This window comes from Mongoliibacter sp., assembly GCF_007692705.1.
Lineage (GTDB): Bacteria > Bacteroidota > Bacteroidia > Cytophagales > Cyclobacteriaceae > Mongoliibacter.
Genome location: NZ_REBN01000197.1, coordinates 1 through 15,443, shown reverse-complemented (window position 1 = coordinate 15,443; position 15,443 = coordinate 1). Strand labels below are relative to the sequence as shown.

Sequence of the window (15,443 nt, the reverse complement as noted above, 5' to 3'; positions counted from 1 at the left end):
AAATCCTTCAGTCCAAACCCTATCATTGCAAGAGGTATATATTGCACTGTTTTATATATAATTGTTTCCATCCAATGAAACCTCAAATGTGCGGCAAAACCCATCTGTTCCACTGAATGATGTACTTTGTGAAATTCCCATAAAATGGGAACCCTGTGCAACATCACATGTACATTCCATTGAATAAAATCTGCCAATAAAAACAACAACAAGAATTGTCCCCATCTGGGCCAGCTTTCAATATGCAGGGCTATCATATTTTCCACACCAAACAGCGCTAGAAAATCATTAAATGCTTCCACCGCTACATTTGAAATTGCATTGTAAGCTATTAATGAGAAAAGAAAATAGTTGAAGAACATATAAAAGCCATCCAGCCAGAAGTCCTTTCTAAATATAGCCTGCTCCTTTCTCCATGGTACAACTATTTCCAGCAACCAAACCGCAAGAGACATTCCCAGTAGCCACCAAAAATAATTCTGCCATGAAGGGTAGAACATCTCATTTACCAGGTAATCGAAATACCCGTAATAAGAGTCTATAATTATTTTCAAATACTTTTCTAAATCCATATCCTAAAATTAATACAAAGAAAAGGGACAATCACATAATTGCCCCATTTCGATACTCCCATAAACCACAACTAATATTATCATTTATAATCCATAATGGTGGAGCCCATATCTATAATTTGAAAATCTCTTAGCGCATTTTGTATGATACTGCTTCCGGCAGCAGACCTGTAACCCGTACCACAATGCACCATTATTGGCTTATCTGTAGGGATTTCACCTACCCTACCTTCAAGATCATGCAAAGGAATATTGATTGCGTTTTTAAAAATTTCTCCTTGCGCTACTTCTCCCTCTGTTCTCACATCAATAATGGTGAATGTATCTTGGTTCTTATCGAAATCATCTTTGTCAAAAAAAGACATGCTGCCTCCATCTTTTGCATCATAGACAAAAGCTCCTGTGATAAAAGGTTCATAGCCTATCTTTGCTGCCTTAGAAATCAACTCCTCTAAGCTCTCTTCACTCTCTGCTATCAGATAATAGGAAGTTTCAGGAGCTACGAGGCTCCCCAACCAAGTTTCAAACTTAGCACCGTTCATAATATTAATGGAACCAAGCAAGTGTGAATTCTTGAATAACTCATGGTTTCTACCATCTATCAGGAGCATTTCTTCTGACACCGGATAGTTCTTTTTTAATCTATTAACAGCAAGTTTTGATGCTAGGTAATCAGGAGCTCCTTCTTTGTTGATATCCACGTTATATGGGAAATACTTTGGTATGAAAGGCTGGTCAGCCAATAAAAGAGAAATAAATTCTTCTTCTGACATTTCTTGCAGGGCATAATTGGTAAGCTTCTCTTTACCTATTGTACTGTTTTTATCTTTGGAAATGGCTTTTCCACAAAGAGATCCAGCTCCATGAGCAGGATAAACAACAACATCGTCATCCAAAAGCATCAATTTTTCTCTTGTGCTGTAATACATCATCTTAGCCAACTCTTCTCTTTGGGCCATGATATTTCCAACAGATTCTCTCAAATCAGGTCTTCCTACATCACCAATAAAAAGTGTATCGCCAGTAAATACTGCCACATCCTTATTTTTCTCCTCCACTACTATACTTATGCCATCAGGAGAATGTCCTGGCGTATTCATGGCTTTCAGTCGTACGTCTTTTGACAATTCAAGAATATCACCGTCATCAAAAGTCTGGTGAGGATATCCCGCTCCTACCAATTTACTTACAAATATGGTCGCACCGGTAGTGTTATGAATTTCAAGGTGGGAACTGACAAAGTCTGCATGTGGGTGCGTGTTGATAACACCTATGATTTTGGCATTTACAGACTCTGCATAATCGTAGTAAGGTTGCGGGTTTCTTCCCGGGTCAACTACATACATTTGATCATCGACATGGATGGCATAACTAAAATGCGCCAAACCATCATCCTCAAATTGCTTAATCTTGACATTTTCCATTTCAGCAGGCTTGATCATCTGATCAAACTGTGCTTCTACACCTGCAACAGAAACAAGTGTTATCAAAAGTAGAAGTATTAAATTGCGCATAGTTGGGTAGGGCTTAGTTTGAATTTTTTTAGATAAACAAATATAAATAACCTCTGAGTGTTAGATTGTGATCTAAGTTACACTGGAATCAATATCGAGCTGATTTTCAAAATCAATCCATAATTGTTTTCCAAAATGTGCCTGCTCTGTTTCTATATTCAAGTTAGACAAACCAATACCGAAAAGTCTAACAGGCATGATCAGCTCTTCCTGCATGAGTAATTCAAGTACAATTTCCCATATTTTTTCTTCCTCGGGATATTGCTCAAAGGTTTTGCTCCTGGTCTGAATTGAAAAATCACTGTACTTGATTTTTATGGTTATTGTTCTTCCTTTAATCCCTGTTTTTTGTATTCTACGCTTTAACTCCTCAAAAATTTGATAAAGGGCTTTTTCAATCAAGTTTTTATCATGTAAATCTTTCTCAAAAGTATTTTCTGCGCTTAAAGATTTCCTAATTCGATTGGGCTGAACTTCTGATAGATGTATACCTCTGACAATATTATAAAAATGCAAACCTGATTTACCGAATTTCTTAGTGAGGTATTGTAATGAAAATTGCTTGAGATCATGTCCATTATGAATCCCTATTGATTTCATTTTTTCAGCAGTTACCTTACCAATGCCGAAGAATTTTTCAATAGGTAATTTCTCCAGAAATTCTTCAGCGTCTTTGGGAAGAACAACCGCCTGTCCATTGGGCTTATTAATATCAGAAGCTGTTTTTGCCAAAAACTTATTGTATGATATTCCCGCTGAAGCATTCAGACCTATCTCATCTTTGATTCTTTTTCTGATCTCTTTCGCAATCAATGTGGCAGAAGGATTTCCAACTTTATTTTCAGTAATATCCAAAAACGCCTCATCTAAAGACAAAGGTTCTACCAAATCAGTATATTCATAAAATATAGCCCTGATCTTGTCAGATAGTTCCTTGTATCTTTCAAATCTTGGCTTTACAAATATCAAGTCAGGGCATTTTAATGCTGCGATCTTGCCTGACATCGCAGACCTGACACCGTACATTCTGGCCTCATATGAAGCTGCTGCCACTACCCCACGTTCCCGATTCCCACCTACAGCCAAGGGTTTGCCCATCAATTCAGGATTATCCATTTGTTCCACCGATGCATAAAAAGCATCCATATCTATGTGGATTATTTTCCTGATCTTATCCATTTATTTTCCCTCCAAAATCTCCAGGATGGCTGAGGCTTTGAGCAGACATTCCTGATACTCGTATGCTGGATCCGCATCGTAAGTGATGGCAGATCCTACTGCAAAATATCCCTTACCCATCTCTTTATCATAAACGATACTTCTAATGACCACATTCAGGTCAAAGTCTCCATTGGCATTGAAAACCCCAAAACTTCCTGAAAACCATCCTCTTTTGAAATTTTCATATTTTTCTATCAGTTCCATACATTTAATTTTTGGAGCACCTGTCATGCTACCCATTGGGAACGTCGCATGGATCAACTCTAAAAGCCCCAAGTTTTCCTGAATCTTTGATGTAACTGTAGAAATCATCTGATGAACACGTGGAAAAGAATAAATACCAAATAATTCCTCCACTGAAACAGATCCAATTTCTGAGATTTTGGACATGTCATTTCGCATCAGATCGACGATCATCAGGTTTTCAGCGCGTTCCTTTTCAGAAGCTAATAATTGATCTTTCAGTTTAATGTCCTCTTGCAGATCAGCACTTCTTTTGATGGTTCCTTTGATGGGTTGCGCATAAAGTCTGCTTCCAGTTTTTTTTAAAAATCTTTCAGGGGAAGCTGAAATAAGGTATTTGTGTCCTGACTTAAAAATCCCTGAAAAAGGCATGGGTGATTTTTTCATCAGATCAATGAACCCTTGAACCGGATTCCAATCCGTATGGTCGAAAGAAAAACCCATACAATAATTAAGCTCATAGACGTCCCCTTCAAGGATATGAGTCTGTATCTTCCTGACACTATCGGTATAATCATTTTCGGAACTATGCCTCCTGACTTTTACAGTGGGATTTATAGTAGGCTTTGAATCGTACTCCAAGTATGCCTCTGAATACATCTTACAATTTTTCCCTTTAAAATGTAATTCTTTATCCCCAATCTCAATTCTCAATTCAGGTATAAAAAAAATAATGGAATCTAAATCAATTAATGTTGAATTATTACTTGAAAGCTTTTCAATTTCGTTTTTGTAATCGTAAGCTATCATGGCTACCAAGTCTGATTTACCATAATATGGAATCGCTTCAGCCAATGTTAACTTGGAAAATGACCCAAAAGCCTGATCTGGAAATGGATCAAAAGGATAATGAAAACCTTTACCCGTCTGAAAGCAGAATTCTGGAAAAGTGAGGTCCAGCCAATTTACCAGTTTCGATTCCCAATCATTTGGTTTAGGAATACGTATTTCAGAATTGTTCGACATATAACAAAACTACGACAAAGGCATAAAAAAAGAGGAAATCATACGATTTCCTCTCGTTAATCATTTAAAGGTTTTTTTATTGATTGGCTTTGATATCGAATTCAACACTTACTGTGTTGTATATAAACTGATCTTTAGCCTTATCTGTTGCAGAGCTTTCGTCTCCGTACATCAAACCCCAATCTGTTCTATCAATATTGAATCCAGCTTTAGCAGATACAGTACCATTAGAAACTTCAACTACTGCAGGGAACTTGATATTTTTGGTAGTACCTCTCATTTCCAGGTTACCAGAAATCCAATGAGTTGGATTTCCTTTTACCAACTCAGAATCTTTTTTAGGCGTGTTATCCGTTTCGAATTCTTCGTTATCTTCGATTTCTTCAGCTGAGAAAGGCTCAACCTTAGTCAATTCAAAAGTTGCCTCAGGATGATCTTCAGCAGCAAAGAAATCTTTAGATTGTAAATGTCCTTTTAATTTACCATAATTTTCAGAACCTTTTTCAAGGTCTTCGATTTCTAAGGCAGTGATGTCAAATACAAATTTAGCACCTGTAAGAGATTCGCCTTCAACCATCACTTCTCCATTTTTCATTGGAATAAAGCCATAATGTTGACCTGAAGGCTTGTATCCTCTCCAATTGATTTTGCTGGTGGAAGCATCTACAGTCAATGTAGAACCTGATCCTTCAGCAACATCTTCTGCTTCTCTGGTTTCTACTGTATTTCCTCCCGGTCCACATGCTACAACCATAAAGGCTGATGCTAAAAATAAACCTGTTTTTTGTAATAGTTTCATAAGTCTGAATTGTTTAAAATTGTTTTGTTTCTGTATTAAATGTACCAACACGAAAACCCTCTTTTGTTAAAAAAGTTCAAAGTTTTCAGAAAAAAAATACCTTTGGGTATAAAATTTCGGTTAATAATGTAAACAAGTGCCCCTATGCCATTGATAAAGAGTGTTAAAGGCTTCGAGCCAAAGTTTGGAGATAAATGTTGGCTTGCTGACAATGCCACCGTAATAGGAGATGTTATAATGGGAAATAATTGTACAGTTTGGTTCAATGCAGTGGTCAGAGGTGATGTTCATGAAATCAGAATTGGTAATCAGACGAACATACAAGACGGTGTAGTCATCCATGGAACTTACCAGAAATCTGGAACTTACATAGGGAATAGGGTTTCAATTGCACACAATGCGGTTGTACATGGATGTACTATTCACGATAATGTTCTGGTAGGAATGGGGGCAATTATTATGGATAACGCAATTATACATTCCGGGGCAGTTATTGCCGCTGGGGCGGTTGTTCTAGCAGGAACGGTAGTCGAGGCCAACAGCATCTATGCCGGAATGCCAGCCAAGAAAGTAAAAGATACAGGTCCTGAAATGATTGAAGTGATCAAAAGAACAGCAGACAATTATCCAAAATATGCCAATTGGTTTGAATAATCTCTGTTACACACGATTTTCTAAATCCTTTTTAAAAACACCTTGCAAATCCTGTTAAATCGTTGAAGTTTTTTCTGAATAGTACAATAGCCTTTGCAATCCATAAACTTATTCTTTAACTTAACTGGGAGTAAAGTTAATTTTTACGCCAAACCCAGTCTAACCAATTACCAACCAATTATTTGGATAATTCAAGCTTTTCCAAAAAGGTGTTTAAAAAGTAAACACCGTTCAATTGGTCCTATTTAAATTAAATTTCTTTGGTTAATACCACAAAATTAAACATCAAAGGAGTTAATTTTTAACTAATTCAAAATTTTATGAAGGAAGAATATTTCAAATGGTATTCGCAATATCTCAACAGGGAAGTCCAGACACTGGTTTTTGGCCATAAAGGTTACCCTGTGGTACTTTTCCCTACCTCAATGGGGTCATTCCATGAAAACAGGGATATGGGATTGATAGAATCAGCTAAATGGTACTTAGAACAAGGTTTGATTCAGATCTTTTGTCCAGAAAGTAACGATCGCGATAGTTTTTACAACAAAAATATCCATCCACATCAGCGGATTCAGAACCACGTAGCATACGATAAAATGATATGTCATGAGGTTGTAGAGCGCATCAGGCTTAACACAGGAGTTGGCAAAGTAGCAATGGCGGGTTGTAGCTTCGGAGGATACCATGCCGCAAATTTCGGATTCCGACATCCGGGGTATGTCAGTCATATTTTTTCCATGTCGGGCGCATATGAGATCAGAAATTTCATGGATGGCTACAATCATGATGACATTTTCTACAATTCTCCTTTAGAATACCTGCCTGGTTTACAAGATCAGGAGCTATGGAAAATGGACATTGTTTTGGGTACTTCTAATTGGGACATCTGTTTTGATGCCAACATCAAACTTTCAGATACACTTGAAAGTAAAGGAGTAAGCCATTGGCTGGATGTCAGAAAAGATAGACAACACGATTGGCCTGTTTGGAAAGAAATGTTTCCACACTATTTATCAAGAATAAAATTCAATTAACCAATACCAACTGTATATGAAAAAGATAGGAATCCTATTTGGCATGGAAGACACTTATCCCCATGCTTTTGTTGAAAGAGTAAACGAAATGAATGAGAAAGGCATCATAGCAGAGCCTGTAACTATTGACAAAGTGGTTCAAAATAAATTAACGGAATATGCGGTAATTATTGACAGGATTTCTCAGGATGTTCCTTTTTATAGGGCTTACCTTAAGAATGCTGCATTGACGGGGACAGCTGTGGTCAATAATCCTTTTTGGTGGTCTGCTGATGATAAGTTTTTCAATAACTGTCTTGCCGATGAATTGGGTGTTCCATTGCCCAACACTGTGCTTCTCCCCTCTGCCGAACACCCTACAGATACCACTGCAAAATCATTTAGAAATCTAAAAATGCCTTTGGACTGGGAATCGATATTTGAATATATTGGTTTCCCTGCCTATATGAAGCCATACGCTGGTGGTGGCTGGAAAAATGTTTACAGACTGGAGAACAAAGAGGAGTTTTTTGAAAAACATAGGGAAACAGGCCAATTGGTGATGTTGCTCCAAGAAGAAATTGTATTTGAAGAATATTTTAGGGTATACTGCTTAGGAGGGAAAGCCGTCCGTATCATGCAATATGAACCTAGAAATCCACATCATCTTCGTTATGTCATTGATGGACCACCTGCTTCCAAAAAACTGCTTAAAACTGTAAAAGATTACACGCTCAAGCTTTGTCATGGTTTGGGTTATGACTTCAATACAGTCGAGTTTGCTGTCAAGGACGGTGTCCCTTATGCTATAGATTTCGGAAATCCTGCACCAGATGCCGACATCAATTCTGTTGGTCAGGCAAACTTTGACTGGGTAGTGGAAGAGTCGGCTAAGATGGCCATAGCCTATGCAAAAGCCCAAAAACCAGGTAAAATCAACCTGACTTGGGGGACATTCATGAAGGATGCTGTTAGCATGGCAAAAAGATTTTGATATGAAAAAACTACCAATTTTCACCTTAGGTGTAGAAGAAGAGTACCAAATCATAGATCCCGATACCAGGGATCTCCGCTCCCACATGTCCAAAATAGTAGATGGAGCTAAGATTATATTAAGAGAACAGGTAAAGGCAGAAATGCACCAATCAGTGGTAGAAGTGGGTACTAATATCTGTCAAAATATAGATGATGCCAGAAAGGAAGTCTCCTTTTTAAGGAATAAGATCGTGGATCTTGCAAGCGAGCAAAATTTAATCGTTGGTGCTTCAGGAACCCATCCCTTTTCAAAATGGCAGGAACAACCTATCACGGATGATCCACGATATGATGTTATTGTGAAAGAGCTTCAAGATACTGCAAGATCCAATCTTATTTTCGGTTTGCATGTTCATGTGGGGATCGAGAATAGAGAAGTAGCATTGCATATCATGAATCAGGCCTGCTATTTCCTTCCCCATATCTATGCCTTATCTACAAACTCCCCTTTTTGGGAAGGAAGAGATACGGGATTTAAGGCCTACAGGGCACATATATTTGCGAAATTCCCCAGAACAGGTCTACCGGAATATTTTGATTCTGTACAATCCTATGACAACTTCCTTGAGACTCTTGTTAAGACCAACTGTATAGATAACCCCAAAAAAATCTGGTGGGACCTGAGGATGCATCCTTTTTTCTCTACTATAGAATTTCGGATTTGCGATATGTGTCTCACTGTGGACGAAACTATGTGCATCGTCGCTCTGATTCAAGCAGTGGTAGCTAAGCTTTACAAGATGCACATGATGAATACTAGTTTTAATGTCTATAGAGTTGCATTGATCAGGGAAAATAAATTCAGGGCCGCTAGGTATGGTACTGAAGGATTGATGATAGATTTCGGTCAGAAAAAAGAAGTGGAATATAAAGCCCTGATGTTGGAGTTATTAGAATTCGTGGATGATGTAGTAGATGAGCTTGGCAGTAGAGAGGAAATCAACTATATACACAAAATACTAGCTGAAGGCACTGGTGCAGACAAACAGAAAAAAGTATTTGAGGAAACCAATGATTTGGTAAAAGTTGTTGATTTCATCACGGGAGAATTTACCAAAGGTATCTGATAGTTTAAGAATACTATTCAAAGATTTGCTGGGGTAAAAAATAATTCAAAGATGAGTATAAGTGATAGATATAATGATATCTACTATCTTGCACCCTCATTATTATAATATCATGCAGGAAAAAATCAAAGTGGCCATTTTGGACATGTACGACGGGGAGCCAAATCAGGGCATGAGGTGCATACATGATATCATCAATAGATTTGCCGATGACTTGACTTTCAAGGTCTATGACTTAAGAGGAAAAGCTGAGCTACCCAACATAGAAGAATATAACCTTTACGTGGCAACCGGTGGTCCGGGAAATCCTCTGGAAGGAGATGGCAATTGGGAAGTAAAATACTCTCAATTTTTAGACAAACTTTGGGATTGGAACATCCATTCTGAAAAGAAAAAGTATATCCTATTTATATGCCATTCTTATCAAATGGCTGTCAAACATTTTGGCTTGGCTGAAATCAATAAAAGAAAGTCTACTTCATTCGGGGTAATGACTATCCATAAAACTGATGCAGGAATGGATGATCCTTTATTTGAGGGATTGGACAATCCTTTTTGGGCTGTGGACTCAAGAGATTATCAGGTCATCAAACCTCACCTTAAGAAATTCAGATCCCTGGGTGCTAAAATCATTGCTCTGGAAAAGATAAGAAGCCATGTAGAGTATGAAAGGGCCATCATGGCGGTAAGGTTCTCGCCCGAAATGGTGGGCACTCAATTCCATCCAGAAGCTGATCCGGTCAGCTTCCTAAATCACCTGAAGAAAGCAGAGATTAGGGAAAAATTGATCGCTTCAAAAGGTAAAACGAAGTACAGAACCATGCTGGAAAGGTTGGTTGATGAAAATACCATTTACAAAACCAACGAGACATTGATTCCCAATTTTCTGAAGCAATCAATAGAAAAAATAAAATTAGAACAAAGGGCAATACTTACTTAATCCTATGATATCTGAGTATAGAAAAAGGTTCAATGAACAATACAGCAAAGAGATTTACCAAGATTTCTTGGCTGACATTACTTCTGATTTCGACTATCTTCCAACTTTCCGGATAGCAGAAACCCCTTTTTTTATACAAGAAGAACTTAAGGAAAAATTATTGAAGGGTAGTCAAGAGGTCATTGATTTTATCAAAAAGAAAGAATTTAAAGACCTTACCCAAAAGTCCCTTCTGGTCAATTCCAATGTACCCAATGAAGATGCCCACACACAATTTTTGGCGATTGATTTCGGGATCTGCGAAGAAAATGGAAGCTTGGTTCCTAAGCTAATTGAGGTACAGGGTTTTCCTTCTGTTTTCAATTTTCAATACAATCTTTTCAAGAAATTTTGTACGCACTACCCTTTTCTCAAAGAATTCACACCATACCTCAATGGTTTGGATGAAGAAGGGTATATGACTAAGTTGAAAGAAACGATTTTAAATGGGCACAATCCAGAAGAGGTTGTGTTATTGGAAATAGAGCCAGAAAAACAGAATACCAAAATTGATTTTTACTATTGTCAACAGGATTTAGAAATACCGATTTGTTGTGTAACTGCACTTCATAAAAAAGGGGATCAACTATTTTATACAAACAAAGACGGTAAAGAAATTCAAATCAAAAGGATCTATAACCGTGTGATCTTTGATGAATTGGAATTGCGAAAAGACTTGAAATTAAGTTTTAGCTTTATGGATGAGCTGGATGTTGAATGGGCAGGACATCCAAATTGGTTTTTCAGGATATCCAAATTTGTTTTACCTTTTTTACAGGGACAATATTTTATTGAAACCAAATTATTGAGTGAGTTGGAAGAAATTCCTGAAGACTTAGAAAACTACGTGCTCAAGCCGCTTTTCTCTTTTTCAGGAAGCGGAGTAGTTTTCCATGTTAAAAAAGAAGATATAGCTAATGTAAAGGAAAAGGATCTTTACATTTTACAGAAAAAAGTCCACTATGCGCCAGTATTGCAAGCCCCTGATGCGAAGGTTAAGGTTGAGGTAAGGATCTTGGCGGTATGGCCCGAAAAAGATGAATCCCCCACGCTTATGGGCAACCTTGTCAGACTGAGTAGAGGAGAAATGATAGGAGTCAAATTCAACAAAGACAAGGACTGGGTTGGAGGCACTTTAGGCTTATTTGAAAAGTCATAAAATAACCCATCTGGCATTGATGGGTTATTCAAAAAAATCTCTTATTTATTTTTCTCAGGATCCTGTTGCGGTTGCCCCCATGCAGGCCTTGCCTCTCTCTCTTCAAGCTTCACCAATTTTCCATCTTCAAAGGTAGCCAAAACAAAGAACCTTTCTCCCCTATCGACCCTATATACAGTTTTTCCATTGTCAAGCGTATTGATCACGGCATCCCTATTCTGTCTCAAAAATCTTCTCTCATTCATGCCTTTTTCAAATTGAGGTCTTGGAAGAAAAATCCCACAAGAACCCAACATTAATAAAGTAGCGATAAAAACTATTCCTCTTTTCATAATTTTATTTTTAATATCAGATAAAAAGCGTCAAAAACTTTGCCACAATATTTATTCTTGATGCTTAGGCAATTAGATATTTCTCCCACTGAATATTATGCTCCTCATTTGGAAGATGAGGATTTTGCTTTACCTTTGTGACCTAGCGGCACGACCAGCTCCTGCTGAATCCCCCAGGTCCGGAAGGAAGCAAGGGTAAGCGGTTGTAGCGGTGCGATGCCGCTTCTTTTTTTTAATTAATCGTCTTTACTTCAACACCTGTCGGCGTTGGGAGTTTATGGGGTTTAGGCTTCATGTTTGCCCTCCGCGTTTCACTCGGGGTAAATACCCTTCAGATTTCAACCCCTTTCAGGGATTAAGGGGAGAATAGAACTTTTTCTAGCACTTTATTTCTGTAGGTTAAAAAAATCAATTATCATCTGACTGAGTAAAAGTCTATTCTAATTTCTCAAAACGAATTATTTATGATTTTAAAATGAATATGCTTAAAATCCATAGGGTATTTACTTTCAATAGTTTTATTCTCTGATGAGGTTTCGATGAAAGGTTGATACATGATTATCAATCCCGAAGGGACTGAATACCAACGGTTATTTATCCCGGATGCAATCCGGGGGCTTGGAATGAAGTTATTTCCGGCTCCCCCAACCCTATAGGTGTTGAATTTACAGCAGAAATTAGAAATATCTTCACAGGCATAACTAGGATAATCTAAATGCATCTATACAATTATCTGCATAGTTAAAGCCATTAAAGTGAAATGCTCTACCATCTTTCTTCTTCCAATTCCCCATTATTCGATTAACTTTGCTATCTGCATCAACAAAAACCTAATAAACATGAAATTCTTCATAGACACAGCAAACCTAGACGAAATCAAAGAAGCATATGATTTGGGCGTGCTGGATGGTGTTACCACCAACCCTTCCCTAATGGCCAAAGAAGGCATTAGCGGAGATGAAAAAGTAAGAGCACATTACAAGGCTATCTGCGATATTGTAGATGACAACGTAAGTGCAGAGGTAATCTCTACCGACTTTGAAGGTATGATCAAAGAAGGAAAAGAACTTGCCAAAATCGACAACAAAATCGTAGTAAAAGTTCCGATGATCGGAGACGGTGTAAAGGCAATCAAATACTTTCACAATGAAGGCATCAGGACCAACTGTACCTTGGTATTTTCAGCAGGTCAGGCAATTCTAGCTGCAAAAGCAGGAGCTTCTTTTGTTTCTCCTTTTATTGGCAGACTGGATGACATTTCTTACGATGGATTGGAATTGATCGAACAAATCGTCCATATCTACGATAATTACGGTTTTGCCACCCAAGTACTGGCCGCCTCAGTAAGACATTCAATGCACCTAATCAAATGTGCAGAGTTGGGCGCTGATGTGGTAACATGTCCTTTGAAGGTCATTACCGGATTATTAAAGCATCCGCTGACTGATTCTGGTCTAGCCCAATTCTTGGCAGACCATGCCAAAGCTGCAGGTAAATAAATTCCCAATTCTGAAACCGAAGTGTAATTAGCTTCGGTTTCAGAATTATGGCCCAGTAGACAAAACAATTTTCGAAAATCAAGGTAATACCACCAATCCAACAACGTTAAGATTTTTTACCATGTATATCATCAAAGTAAAAGGCAAAGCCAAGATTCCTGATTACATTCAAATAAGAGACCTCAATTTTGTCTTGGTAGCGTATTTCAGGGCAGATCGACCTTTAAAAAATCTTGAGAAATTTGGTTTAGAAGGAAAAGAAAAAGAGCTGGAAGAATTGATCAACCAACTTCCTTTTGGAAAACTCCAAAAACTTGAATTGTAATTATGGATTTCGGAAATCAGGCAATCATCAAAGTTTCTAATGCACATATCTTCCAAGGTATGGATGCTATTCTTCAAGATGTAAACTTCTCCATTGAGCAGGATGAGTTTGTGTTTTTGATTGGGCGAACAGGAAGTGGTAAAAGCTCTTTACTTAAAACACTCTATGCTGATCTATCCCTCAAAATGGGGGAAGCTGAAATCGTGGGCTTTAATCTGGCACAAATAAAAAACAAAGAAATTCCATTTCTAAGGAGAAAACTGGGAATTGTCTTTCAGGATTTTCAATTGTTTCCAGACAGAACGGTGGCAGAAAACCTCTTTTTTGTGATGAAAGCTACAGGCTGGAAGGATAAATCCAAGATGAGTAATAGGATGATAGAGGTTCTGTTGAAAGTAGGTCTGGCAGATGCTTCCACAAAAATGCCTCATCAACTTTCGGGCGGAGAACAACAGAGGGTAGTAATAGCAAGGGCATTGATCAATCAACCTTCTATCTTACTGGCCGATGAACCTACTGGAAATCTAGATCCGGATGTAGCTGATGGAATTTTCAGACTTTTTCAGGAAATCAATAAAGAAGGTACTGCTATTTTGATGGCTACCCACAACCATGATTTATTAAGGAAATACCCTTACAGGGTTCTGAAGTGCGAAAAAGGGAAACTCTTGGACAGCAAAACTGCGGATATCAGCATCAATACCTCATTTTAAATGAGGTTTTTTTATGTGATTTAAGCATTAGAAATTGACAATCAGATTAGAAAAATAAAACTTCAAAAGCTTATTTTGTGTTAGACATACATTAATTAGAAGCATATGTTACAGAAATCTAAAAATATCCTCCTGCTCTTTTTTATTGCTCTAATCTCATTTTCATGTCAAGATGAGGAAGAGCAAGGACAAATAGATAGAGAACCTTCAAGAAATGCTGGGATCAATCAATGGATTCAAAGCCTTATGGACCAAGGTTATTATTGGTTGGAGGAAATGAATAATCCAATTTCCATAGATGCTGATCCTGAAGAGTATTTTAAAGCCCTTTTATTCACACCCACCGACAGGTATTCTGAAATATTCCCAAATTACCAAGAGATAGCAAATAGCCTTCAGGGCATAAGAAGGGAAGCGGGATATGAGTTTCTTCTTGCACGGGAAAGCCAAAATAATGAAAATGTTCTAGCCTTTATTTCCTATACAAAAAAAGGCAGCCCTGCTGAAGATGCTGGCCTTCGAAGAGGAGATATCATTACTCAAATCAACGGCACTACCTTAAACACAGATAACTTTCAAAGTTTACTGAGAACTATCTCGGATAGCCATACCCTAAGTTATTTAAGGTATAATGAAGAGGCTGATCAATACGAACCACAGGGAGAAGTCAGTCTTCAAACTGTCCAATTATCTGAAAATCCTAACTTTCTCGACACTGTATATACCATTGAAAATCAAAAAATAGGATATGTCGTTTATCATTTCTTTGCTGCTGGAATTACAGGTCAGGAGGACAGGTATGACAGGCAGATGGATGAAATTTTTGCGAAATTTAAATCTGAAGGTATAAACAGTCTCATTTTAGATTTCAGGTACAATGGAGGTGGTTCTTTAAGCAGCACAGTCAATCTTGCTTCTCTAATTGCACCTAATGTCACTTCAGAGGATGTATTTCTGGAACAAAAGTACAATAGCTTCTTGTCTCAGTTTGAAGAATTTCAGGATGACAAACTTGAATTCTTATCCAAAAGTCAAAATCTAGGTCCAATCTTGAACGGAAATAGGGTTTATATTCTGACAAGTGGCAGAACTGCTTCTGCCAGCGAAATGATTATCAATGGTCTCAAACCTTATATGGATGTCAAACTTATAGGAACCACAACCGAGGGTAAAAATGTAGGCTCCGTATTGCTTCAGGATTCGGATAACCAAGAAAATGATTACGGAATGTTGCCTATCATCACCATGTTGTTCAATAGCAATGGGGAATCTGATTTCATCAACGGTTTTGAACCCAATATTGAAGCAATTGAATTGACTCAAAGATTTTTGGCTCCTATCGGTGATACCAG

The 15,443-nt window shown here is 37.8% G+C and carries 16 protein-coding genes and 1 other RNA gene; 11 read left to right on the top strand and 6 right to left on the bottom strand.

The genetic code is table 11. The features are described from left to right. The 5 genes from EA341_RS13665 to EA341_RS13645 form a co-directional block, all read right to left on the bottom strand. The coding region (locus EA341_RS13665) for a sterol desaturase family protein (RefSeq protein ID WP_293015548.1) at positions 1-572 on the bottom strand (572 nt) is incomplete at its 3' end. Between the two features lie 80 nt (positions 573-652). Continuing rightward, the gene (locus EA341_RS13660; protein WP_293015547.1) at positions 653-2,086 is read right to left on the bottom strand and encodes an MBL fold metallo-hydrolase; all 1,434 of its coding nucleotides are present in this window, start codon (positions 2,084-2,086) and stop codon (positions 653-655) included. A 72-nt stretch (positions 2,087-2,158) separates the two neighbouring features. Further along, complete coding sequence (gene dinB, locus EA341_RS13655; protein WP_293015546.1) at positions 2,159-3,265, bottom strand: DNA polymerase IV; 1,107 nt, start codon at positions 3,263-3,265, stop codon at positions 2,159-2,161. Beyond that, complete coding sequence (locus tag EA341_RS13650; RefSeq protein WP_293015545.1) at positions 3,266-4,516, bottom strand: anthranilate synthase component I family protein; 1,251 nt, start codon at positions 4,514-4,516, stop codon at positions 3,266-3,268. It lies immediately after the preceding gene. Between the two features lie 76 nt (positions 4,517-4,592). Beyond that, entirely contained in the window at positions 4,593-5,315 is a 723-nt protein-coding gene (locus tag EA341_RS13645; RefSeq protein WP_293015544.1) for a YceI family protein, read from the bottom strand. Positions 5,316-5,459: 144 nt separating this feature from the next. Here EA341_RS13645 and EA341_RS13640 point away from each other — a divergent pair, with 144 nt between their 5' ends. From EA341_RS13640 to EA341_RS13615, 6 genes are all read left to right on the top strand, one after another. Next, positions 5,460-5,969, top strand: coding sequence for a gamma carbonic anhydrase family protein (locus tag EA341_RS13640; protein ID WP_293015542.1), 510 nt, complete (start codon positions 5,460-5,462; stop codon positions 5,967-5,969). Positions 5,970-6,289: 320 nt separating this feature from the next. Next, entirely contained in the window at positions 6,290-7,003 is a 714-nt protein-coding gene (locus tag EA341_RS13635; RefSeq protein WP_293015541.1) for an alpha/beta hydrolase-fold protein, read from the top strand. A gap of 16 nt (positions 7,004-7,019) precedes the next feature. Further along, complete coding sequence (locus EA341_RS13630; RefSeq protein ID WP_293015540.1) at positions 7,020-7,976, top strand: hypothetical protein; 957 nt, start codon at positions 7,020-7,022, stop codon at positions 7,974-7,976. Between the two features lies 1 nt (position 7,977). Next, entirely contained in the window at positions 7,978-9,084 is a 1,107-nt protein-coding gene (locus EA341_RS13625; protein WP_293015538.1) for a carboxylate-amine ligase, read from the top strand. A 73-nt stretch (positions 9,085-9,157) separates the two neighbouring features. Then, a complete protein-coding gene (locus tag EA341_RS13620) occupies positions 9,158-10,024 on the top strand; it encodes a type 1 glutamine amidotransferase (RefSeq protein WP_293015536.1) in 867 nt (288 codons plus the stop codon). Positions 10,025-10,028: 4 nt separating this feature from the next. Further along, positions 10,029-11,222, top strand: coding sequence for a hypothetical protein (locus EA341_RS13615; protein ID WP_293015533.1), 1,194 nt, complete (start codon positions 10,029-10,031; stop codon positions 11,220-11,222). A 41-nt stretch (positions 11,223-11,263) separates the two neighbouring features. On the opposite strand, the gene EA341_RS13610 is transcribed toward EA341_RS13615, so the two are convergent. Further along, entirely contained in the window at positions 11,264-11,554 is a 291-nt protein-coding gene (locus tag EA341_RS13610; RefSeq protein WP_293015530.1) for a hypothetical protein, read from the bottom strand. A gap of 142 nt (positions 11,555-11,696) precedes the next feature. Between EA341_RS13610 and ffs the strand changes: the two genes are divergently transcribed. From ffs to EA341_RS13585, 5 genes are all read left to right on the top strand, one after another. Next, positions 11,697-11,783: signal recognition particle sRNA small type (gene ffs, locus EA341_RS13605), an RNA gene on the top strand. Positions 11,784-12,393: 610 nt separating this feature from the next. Further along, the gene (gene fsa / locus EA341_RS13600) at positions 12,394-13,053 is read left to right on the top strand and encodes a fructose-6-phosphate aldolase (RefSeq protein WP_293015528.1); all 660 of its coding nucleotides are present in this window, start codon (positions 12,394-12,396) and stop codon (positions 13,051-13,053) included. A 121-nt stretch (positions 13,054-13,174) separates the two neighbouring features. Next, positions 13,175-13,378: a fructose-6-phosphate aldolase gene (locus EA341_RS13595; protein WP_293015525.1), complete on the top strand. Its 204-nt coding sequence runs from the start codon at positions 13,175-13,177 to the stop codon at positions 13,376-13,378. A 2-nt stretch (positions 13,379-13,380) separates the two neighbouring features. Beyond that, positions 13,381-14,091 (top strand): cell division ATP-binding protein FtsE, encoded by a 711-nt coding sequence (locus EA341_RS13590; protein WP_293015522.1) that lies wholly within the window; start codon positions 13,381-13,383, stop codon positions 14,089-14,091. Between the two features lie 105 nt (positions 14,092-14,196). Next, a partial coding sequence (locus tag EA341_RS13585; protein WP_293015519.1) for a S41 family peptidase occupies positions 14,197-15,443 on the top strand: 1,247 nt, incomplete at its 3' end.